Genomic DNA, 8814 nt, shown 5'->3' on the forward strand with positions numbered 1-8814 from the left:
TAATATATGAAAAAATTAAGATATATTTTAAAATTGCTGTGATCACTTAAGTCTAATCGCAATTGTATATTCTTATTAACCCATATATACAGGATAAGTTTATGAAAAAAAGATTTAGTGGGTTTTCTTTAGCTGAAGTATTACTATCATTGATGTTAGTCAGTATCATATTTGTTATGACGCTCCCTTTAATGCTAGTTAAAAAAGGGCATAAAGGCATAGATTTATCTACTGTTACCTGCGTAGTAACAGAGCAAGCTGGGGATCCTGAATCAGATGCCTGTTCTAGTTCCATTGAAAGATGTAAACAAGACCAGAATAATGCCTGCGATACATTGCTCTATTATGCGGAAGAAGGCAGTGTAGATGAGAAAACTGCTGCAAGATCAATATTAAAAGAAGTGTGCGATGAAGGAGGCAAAAGGGGTTGTGAATACTTTGCAAATAGATGTAAAGATGATAACTCCACCTGTGATATTGCTGGTGATAATGATTTGCGTTATTACTTAAATCTTCCTGTAGATACTATTAACTCAGGTAAATTAAAAATTATAGACATTGCTCAAAATTTTTATAACTATGGATACTCAAATATAACTGATCAAGTTGATAGCTATACTTGCTGTCCCGATCTTTATACGGCATGTATTATTAAAGGGATCACTTCATGTGGAGGTGGAGGCCCACCACCCACATGTACCACTTGTCCCTGGGCTTTACGATTCGACTCTCCTAACCATAAAAATGATGAAACCGACAACTACGTTGGTTCAAGCATCGCATTAGATGGCAGCGGAAATATTTATGTTACCGGTTCTACAAATAATGGTACTGTTTCAAGCATACTTGTTATGAAATTGCTAACAGATGGAAATATAGCCTGGCAGAAAAAATATCACTCTTCAGATACAACTAAAAACGACCGTGGGTATGGAATAGCTGTAGATCCTGGTGGTAATGTCTACGTAACAGGAGAATCAACTTCCGCTAGCAACACTGATATAGCAGTATTAAAGCTAAATCCAAACGGAAATTTAATGTGGGGAAAAAGACTTAAACCTACTGCCTCTACAGGAACAGATAAAGGATGGGCAATAGCTGTACAAAATGGAAATATTCATATTACCGGAATAACAGACAACTACGAAGTTGCTGACGCAATTTATGATATATTCGTAGTAAAGTTAAATTCAACCGGAGGTGTTATATGGGAAAAAAGGTATAATTCTTCTAATACCAACAGCTTCGAGCGAGGATATGGAATAATAGTAGATAAAGATTATGAAGATGTTTATGTCGCCGGTTATTCATTTGATAATGATGCAGGTTATAATAATGCAGCACTTATCAAGATTAATGCTGCCGGTACCGGACAATGGGCCAAGAGATATAGTTCTGACGCGGATGTAGCCCGCGGGGGGATGGTATTATATTATGGGAATCTTTATCTAACAGGTAGTAAAGGAGACTGGCCTAATGCTACCAGCATAACAGTAATGAAAATAGGCACAGATAGTGCTGTCATATGGCGTAAAAAATATGATGCCAGTAATCATGGTGATGATTATGGTATAGATATAACAGTAGAAGAACACACTGGCTATATTTACGTTAGTGGCCATTCGATAAACGCTGCCGGTAATGATGATGCAGCAATATTAAAAATGGATAACGATGGAAATATGGTCTGGGATAAAAGATTTGATGCAACTAACCATGAAGGGGATATGTTTCAAGGTATGAAAGCACATAGAGACATGCTAAATATAGTTGGTTATTCAAATAATGGTGCTAATTTAAAAGATCTCCTTGTAGTAAGAATGAATAGATCACAAACAGCAAGTGATAACGTTTTTAGCTCTACTACTTATGCCCTGACAACACAAGCTCCATTCACGACTACAGATCCTAATTTTATAGATTCAGCCCCATCGTTTACTTCCAGTGATCTAGGATTTACTACAAATAGCCCTGGTTTCCCTGCCTTTGACTGATTTATATAAGACATAAGTAGCACTCAAATAAGTACAAAAAAGCCTCTATTCAAAAGTTGACACGGTTCTTAATATATGAAAAAATTAGTACATAATTTTTAAATTGCTGGGATCACTTAGATCTTAATTTATTAAAAGCCTATATACTACTTGATTAAGCCATATAATATAGGACGAACTCATGAAAAAAAGACTTAATGGGCTTTCTTTATCTGAAATGCTTTTTGTATTAGCAATGAGTAGTATATTGCTTGCTGCAATATTTCCTTTATTCAAACTTAAAATAGGTACAAATGGGCAAGATCCTTATGCTATTACCTGTGCAAAGGCAGAATTGGCGGCAGATCCTGGATCTGATTCATGCTTAGAAGCAATTAAACGCTGTAAGTATTCACAGAATAAAGCCTGTGAAACATTGGGCTTCTATGCAGACCATGGCTCAACTAATGAACAAACAGCAGCAAAAACTATATTAAGAGAGGTTTGTGATCAGGGGGGGCAGGATGCCTGCCAGTATTTCATTAAAAGTTGTCAAAAAGATATAGCTAATTGTAATGTAAGTGGATCTAGCGATGACTTGCATTATTATTTAAATATGTTAGTGAATGATGCCAATAACGGTAGAATAAAAATAGAAGATATAATTAAATCTTATTACAATAAGGGTTATGCCAACATAGTATCTGAAATCGATGGTACCTGTTGCAATCCTGGATTCAATACAGCCTGTAGAGTTAATGGGGTTACTAGCTGCAAATGGGCAAAAAGATTCAATTCTTCCCTTGATGAACTTGATAGCTGTGGAGATGCTAATGGAGCAAGTATAGTATTAGATGATAGCGGAAATATTTATGTTACTGGAGAAACAGGTGATGGCTCAGTTTCTAGCCTAGTGGCGATGAAATTACGCACGGATGGAAGTATAATTTGGCAGAAAAAATATCACTCTTCAGATGCAGCTAAAAATGACTTGGGATACGCTATAGCATTAGATGATGGTGGCAATGTTTATATTACTGGTGAGTCAGGTTCAGCTAGTAACACTGATGTAGCAGTAATAAAACTAGATTCGGATGGGGGATTAGTCTGGCAGAAAAGGTTCAAACCTAATGGCTCTTCAGGTACCGATATAGGATGGGGAATAGCTATAAATGATGGAAATATTTATGTTACTGGACAAACATATAATGGAGAAATTGCTAGCGCTAATAACGATATATTCATATTAAAACTGGATTCTAATGGTGGCATCTTGTGGCAAAGAAGATTTAACGCCTCTAATACTGATAGCGATGATCAAGGATATGGAATAACATTAGATGATCAAGAAAATGTTTATGTTAGTGGGTATTCAGATCTTGATCATCTTGTAATGATTAAAGTGAATTCCTCGGGTACTTTACAATGGGCTAAAAGGTATCACTCTGATGGAGACCATAATCGTGGATCTATTGTAATTCATGATGGAAATATTTATATTCCAGGCACTAAAGAAGGCTGGCCTAATGCTCGTAATTTTACAGTTGTAAAAATGGATTTAAATGGTACTGTTCTGTGGCAAAAAATGTATGACGCTACGGATCATGATCAAGACTATGGTAAAGGTATAGAGGTAGACTCCACAGGAAATATTTATGTTACTGGCCATTCATTTACTGGTGCTAATGATGCAGCAATATTAAAACTGGATTCAAGTGGAGATATAATCTGGGATAAAAGATTTAATGCAACCGATGATGGGGAAGATATCTTTCAAGGAATCAAGTTAAATCAAGGAATGCTAAATATAGTTGGTTATTCGCATAATGGATCATCCTATGATCTTCTGGTAGTAAAAATGAGCACAACACAAACAGCTGATGAGATTTTTACTTCATATGACTATACTTTAACAACACAAGCTCCGTTTTCAACTACAGACCCTAATTTTGTTGATTCAGCACCATCATTTACATCAGGCAATCCGGGATTCACCACAAACGATCCAGGCTTTCCTGGGTTTTGATAGTTAATTTTGGGAAATAAAGACATCAATATTGCGGAAAAAATCACAAAAGATTTTTCATCAAAATCTTTTGTGATTTTTGTAGGCTGCTTCCTTAATACAAAAAACTAGCAACTCTTGAATATTTTTTACTCATGCCGTAATGCATCAATTGGATTTAACAATGATGCTTTGTAAGCCGGATAAAATCCAAAAAATATTCCGACTATTCCAGAAAAACTAAATGATAGTAGTATAGACATAGGAGAGATTTCTATAGCCCATCCGGCAACAGAACCAAGTGAATTCGCCCCGGCAACCCCAATAATTATACCTGCTATACCTCCTGCCATTGATAAAATTAGAGCTTCAATCAGAAATTGCAGCCTAATATCCCATATTTTTGCTCCTATTGCCATTCTAATACCTATCTCTTTTGTTCTCTCGGTTACAGAAACAAGCATTATATTCATAACTCCTATGCCTCCAACAAGAAGAGATACTGAAGCTATTGCACCCAAAAGAAAGGCCATAACATTAGAAGATTGCTGTGCCATTTGCATGGTTTCAGTAAGGTTTCTTACACTAAAATCATCTTCCTGATTTATCCCTATATGGTGTCTTTCCCTTAATATAGCTGCTACTTCTTTTTCAGCTGCATATAATACTTCAGAGTCTTTAGCCTTTACCATAATCATTCTAACCATGCCAGGAAACTGCGTTCCAAAAAGCTTTTTCTGCGCCGTTGTGATCGGTATTATAATTGTATCATCCTGATCCTGCCCTCTTGCTGATTGGCCTTTGCTTTCAAGAGAACCAATTATTAAGAAGGGGACACCTTTTATTCTGATAGTTCTTCCAATAGGATCAAGATCTCCAAAAAGATTTAAAGCAACAGTTTGACCTATTACACAGACTTTTGTAGCGTTTTTGACATCTTCAAGTGTGAACATTCTTCCTGCTGATAAATACCAGTCTCTCACTATCAGCATATCAGGAGTAGTGCCTGTGATTTGTGTTGACCAGTTTTGATTCCCGAAGACTACTTGCCCAACTTCTGATAATATAGGTGCAACATTAGAAACAGATTGAGATTCTTGCTTTATTGATTCTGCATCCTGAAATGTAAGAGTAGGCATAGTTCCAGATCCCATTCTGACACCACCTGATGAAGTCGCTCCTGATAATACGATAAGCAGATTACTCCCCATGCTGGATATTTGCTCAGATATTTGTTTATTTGCTCCTGAACCAATAGCAAGCATTATAATTACTGCTCCAACACCTATAATTATTCCTAGACTAGTCAGAGCAGAGCGCATTTTATTAACTCTTAAAGCGCTGAACGAGATTTTTATTATAGAGATTATATCAATCATATTTTTTATCCTATTTTTGTAGAAATAACCTCATCTCTAACAAGATTTCCATCTTTAAACCTGATAATTCTCTGACTGTACTCAGCAATTTCAGTTTCATGTGTTACTAGTATGATTGTTTTATTTGATTCTTTATTAAGTCTCGTAAAAAGCTCCATGATCTCACAACTGGTTTTGGTGTCTAAATTTCCTGTTGGTTCATCTGCCATAATTATTGGTGCATCATTAACAATAGCTCTTGCTATTGCTACTCTTTGCTGTTGTCCTCCTGATAATTGATTTGGGGTATGATGTTCTCTACCTTCCAACCCAACTGATTTAAGAACTTCCAGCGTTCTTTTTCTTCTTTCTTTTGGTGATACTCCCTTATAAATCATAGGGAGTTCAACATTCTCTATTGCTGTTGTTCTTGATATAAGATTAAATCCCTGAAAAATAAACCCGATTTTTAAGTTTCTAATATTTGCAAGCTGGTCTTTGTTTAATCGAGTTACATCAATTCCATCCAGAAAATATTTGCCGGTTGTAGGAATATCAAGGCACCCAAGTATATTCATAAAAGTTGATTTGCCGGAACCAGATGGTCCCATTATAGATATAAATTCACCAGAATTGATAATTAAGGACATATTATTAAGCGCATTAACCTTAATATCACCAACTGTATAAACCTTATTAACATCTTTTATCTCGATGAGTGTCATATCAAAACATTCTCATTCTGGGATCTCCACCTTTTTTCTTTTTGGATTTCTCAATCTTGCCAACTATTACTTCCAGCCCTTCAGACATATTTACTGAAGTTATCTCAGTATAGCTACTATTGCTTATTCCTGTTTTTATACTTAATCTTTTAGGTTTATTATTTTCCAATACCCAGAGACCCTGTTCTTTGTATTTAGGGGCATCATCATCTACATATGGGGTAAATCTTAAACTAGCATTTGGCGCAAGTAATATGTTCCCTTTTTTCGAGGTAATTATTGATACATTTGCAGTCATTCCTGGTTTTAATTTCAGGTCTTTATTATCTACACTGATAACCACATTGTATGTAACCACATTTTGAACTACATTTGGTGCTATTCTTATTTGCTTGACTTTACCTTTAAAAGTCTCATTCTGATATCCATCAAGAGTATATTCAACTTCCTGACCTGCTTTAACTTTTCCAATATCAGCTTCAGCAACATTTGTATCAATCTGCATCTTGGTTAAATCCTGAGCAACAAGGAATAAGGTAGGTGTTTGAAAACTAGCTGCAACTGTTTGCCCTACATCAACGTTTCTTGATACGACAATTCCATCAACAGGAGAGATGATTTTTGTATATCTTAAATTGGTCTGTTTATTTCTTAACTCGGCAGCAGCCTGAGCAATTTGTGCTCGAGCTGAACCTATCTGAGATTTAGCTGAATTTATTTGGGCCTTATCAGTATTATAGGTAGTTTCAGCTAAGTCGACATCACTTCTTGCTATAAAGTTCTTTTCATAAAGCGTTTTTTGTCTTTGATAAGTCTTATAATCATTATCAGTAATACATTGAATCTTCTGCAAATTTGCCTGAGCATTATAGATATTTGACTGAGCACTGTTAAAATTTGCTCTTGCCTGTTCTACCTGTGCTTCAAACAATGAAGGATCAATTTGTGCTAATAATTGACCTTTTTTAACAGGGGAATTAAAGTCAACATATAAGTTTTTAATGGCACCGGAAACCTGTGTGCCAACACTAATACTTGTTACAGGATTAACCGTACCTGATGCTGTTACTGATTCTACTATATCTCCTTTTGTAATTTTCTCAGTTTTGTATTCAGGAGCCTTGTTCTTATCTTTAGTAACAAAAAATATTACGGAAGATATAAGAACTAGTAATATTAAGCTGATAGCTATTTTTTTCATTTGATACCCATTGCTTTCTCAAGATTACTACGAGCTACATTATAATCATACAATGCCTGTACATATGATAATTGAGCATTATTATAATTTATTTCTGCATCCTGCATTTCTATAGAATTCCCAACTCCTACATTATACCTGCCATTTGCTAAATCAAAATACTCTTTAGCTTGATCTACAGTCATTTCAGCAACAGGAATACGCTTTTCAGCTTCAGTAAGATTTATATATGCCTGTTTGACCTGAAGATAAATATTTTGTTTTAAAATTTCAACACTGGACTTTGCAACATTCAAATTTGCTTTAGCTTCATCAATTTGTTTCTTAGTAAGAAAACCATTAAATACAGATATAGTCACATTTGCCCCAACAGACCAGCCATTATCAAGAGGAAATTCTCTTCCTCCAAGTCCATAACTGGCAGCTCCCGATAATACAGGCAGATAATCTTTTTTAGCAAGTTTAATTGATTCATTTGCTACTTCTTCTTTTGTTATAGTAGATTTTAAGTCAGGCCTATTCTCAAACGCTGTTTGTAGTGCATCTTCAAAACCTATATAGTATTTTTTAAAGGTAAGATTGTCGATTATATTATATTTAGTCACATTGGATTTTAAAACAGTGTCGTCTTCTTGTCTTGGTGAGTTTTCACTACCTGATTTGCTTGAAATTTCTATGTCATCAGCTCTCTTATTATCAATATGTTTAAATGCAAATATATTATCTATATCGTATTCAGGAGCATCCGGCATGCCCATTGCATTATTTAAATTAGCAATAGCATTTTTATAAAGGTTATCAGCCTTAATATAATTTAATTTAGCATTACTAAGATTGACTTCTGCTGTTGTTACATCGATTTTAGGCTTGGTACCCACTTCAAAGAAAGCTTTTGCTTGCCTTAAATGTTGCTCATATTGATTAATAGATTGTGTATGTATATCCTTGCTGATTTTAGCTGTAAGTGCATTATAATAAGACTGTTTTACGCTATAAGCTATAGAAATAACCGTATCATCCAAATCATATTTGGATGAACCAAGGTTTAAATCCTGAATTTTAACTTTAGTTGGAGTTTTGCCAAAATCATATATAAGCTGATTTACCCCAACACTCCCGGAATAGCTATTGTTATCCCTATCAATTCCAACATTAGTAATAGAATTTAATCTATTATAGCCTGAAGAAAGATTTATTTGAGGTAAATAACCTGATTTAACCTGCCCAACTCTACTTTCGTAAACCTTAGTAGTACTATCAGCCAGATCTATATTTGGGTTCTTGCTGATTGCTATATCAATACAACGCTCAAGGGTTAGCACTTCACCCTTATTTATTGTTATCTCTTCAGCTTTTACAGACTGAAAAGTTATGACAATCAAAGATATGAAAAAAAGGATTTTAAAAAAATTCATATTTGGTCTTTTCTCTCTATTCTTAAAGATAGATTTTATCTTTATTGTACTCCTATTATTAATGACTGGAAAAAGTGAAGCAAGGTTTAAAATCTAGATAAATAATTAAGGTAATATTCATTACCTAACATAAGTCA

At 34.7% G+C, this 8814-nt stretch carries 6 protein-coding genes; 2 read left to right on the top strand and 4 right to left on the bottom strand.

Features of this window, described 5'->3' with window-relative positions; translation table 11 throughout:
* The first annotated feature begins 101 nt into the window (after positions 1-101).
* Together A2255_02885 and A2255_02890 are read left to right on the top strand one after the other, a co-directional pair.
* Positions 102-1994 (top strand): hypothetical protein, encoded by a 1893-nt coding sequence (locus A2255_02885; GenBank protein ID OGI20549.1) that lies wholly within the window; start codon positions 102-104, stop codon positions 1992-1994.
* A 181-nt stretch (positions 1995-2175) separates the two neighbouring features.
* Positions 2176-3999 carry a hypothetical protein gene (locus tag A2255_02890; GenBank protein ID OGI20550.1) on the top strand — a complete coding sequence of 608 codons (1824 nt, stop codon included), beginning with the start codon at positions 2176-2178 and terminating at the stop codon, positions 3997-3999.
* A 128-nt stretch (positions 4000-4127) separates the two neighbouring features.
* Here the strand turns inward: A2255_02890 and A2255_02895 are convergent, their stop codons facing one another.
* Genes A2255_02895 through A2255_02910 form a run of 4 tightly spaced genes read right to left on the bottom strand, consistent with a single transcriptional unit; the run spans position 4128 to position 8677 of the window.
* Complete coding sequence (locus A2255_02895; protein ID OGI20551.1) at positions 4128-5357, bottom strand: multidrug ABC transporter substrate-binding protein; 1230 nt, start codon at positions 5355-5357, stop codon at positions 4128-4130.
* 5 nt (positions 5358-5362) lie between these two features.
* Positions 5363-6061, bottom strand: a complete 699-nt coding sequence (locus A2255_02900; protein OGI20552.1) for a macrolide ABC transporter ATP-binding protein — start codon at positions 6059-6061, stop codon at positions 5363-5365.
* A 1-nt stretch (position 6062) separates the two neighbouring features.
* Positions 6063-7262, bottom strand: coding sequence for a hypothetical protein (locus A2255_02905; protein OGI20553.1), 1200 nt, complete (start codon positions 7260-7262; stop codon positions 6063-6065).
* Positions 7259-8677, bottom strand: a complete 1419-nt coding sequence (locus A2255_02910) for a hypothetical protein (GenBank protein ID OGI20554.1) — start codon at positions 8675-8677, stop codon at positions 7259-7261. Before A2255_02910 ends, A2255_02905 begins: the two co-directional genes overlap by 4 nt.
* Between the last annotated feature and the right edge of the window lie 137 nt (positions 8678-8814).

Source organism: Candidatus Melainabacteria bacterium RIFOXYA2_FULL_32_9 (assembly GCA_001784615.1).
GTDB lineage: Bacteria > Cyanobacteriota > Vampirovibrionia > Gastranaerophilales > UBA9579 > UBA9579.

What these genes read in the sequence shown, in the direction of transcription:
- A2255_02885 (OGI20549.1), top strand. Translation starts at nt 102, where the DNA reads ATGAAAAAAAGATTTAGTGGGTTTTCTTTAGCTGAAGTATTACTATCA.
- A2255_02890 (OGI20550.1), top strand. Translation starts at nt 2,176, where the DNA reads ATGAAAAAAAGACTTAATGGGCTTTCTTTATCTGAAATGCTTTTTGTA.
- A2255_02895 (OGI20551.1), bottom strand. Translation starts at nt 5,357, where the DNA reads ATGATTGATATAATCTCTATAATAAAAATCTCGTTCAGCGCTTTAAGA.
- A2255_02900 (OGI20552.1), bottom strand. Translation starts at nt 6,061, where the DNA reads ATGACACTCATCGAGATAAAAGATGTTAATAAGGTTTATACAGTTGGT.
- A2255_02905 (OGI20553.1), bottom strand. Translation starts at nt 7,262, where the DNA reads ATGAAAAAAATAGCTATCAGCTTAATATTACTAGTTCTTATATCTTCC.
- A2255_02910 (OGI20554.1), bottom strand. Translation starts at nt 8,677, where the DNA reads ATGAATTTTTTTAAAATCCTTTTTTTCATATCTTTGATTGTCATAACT.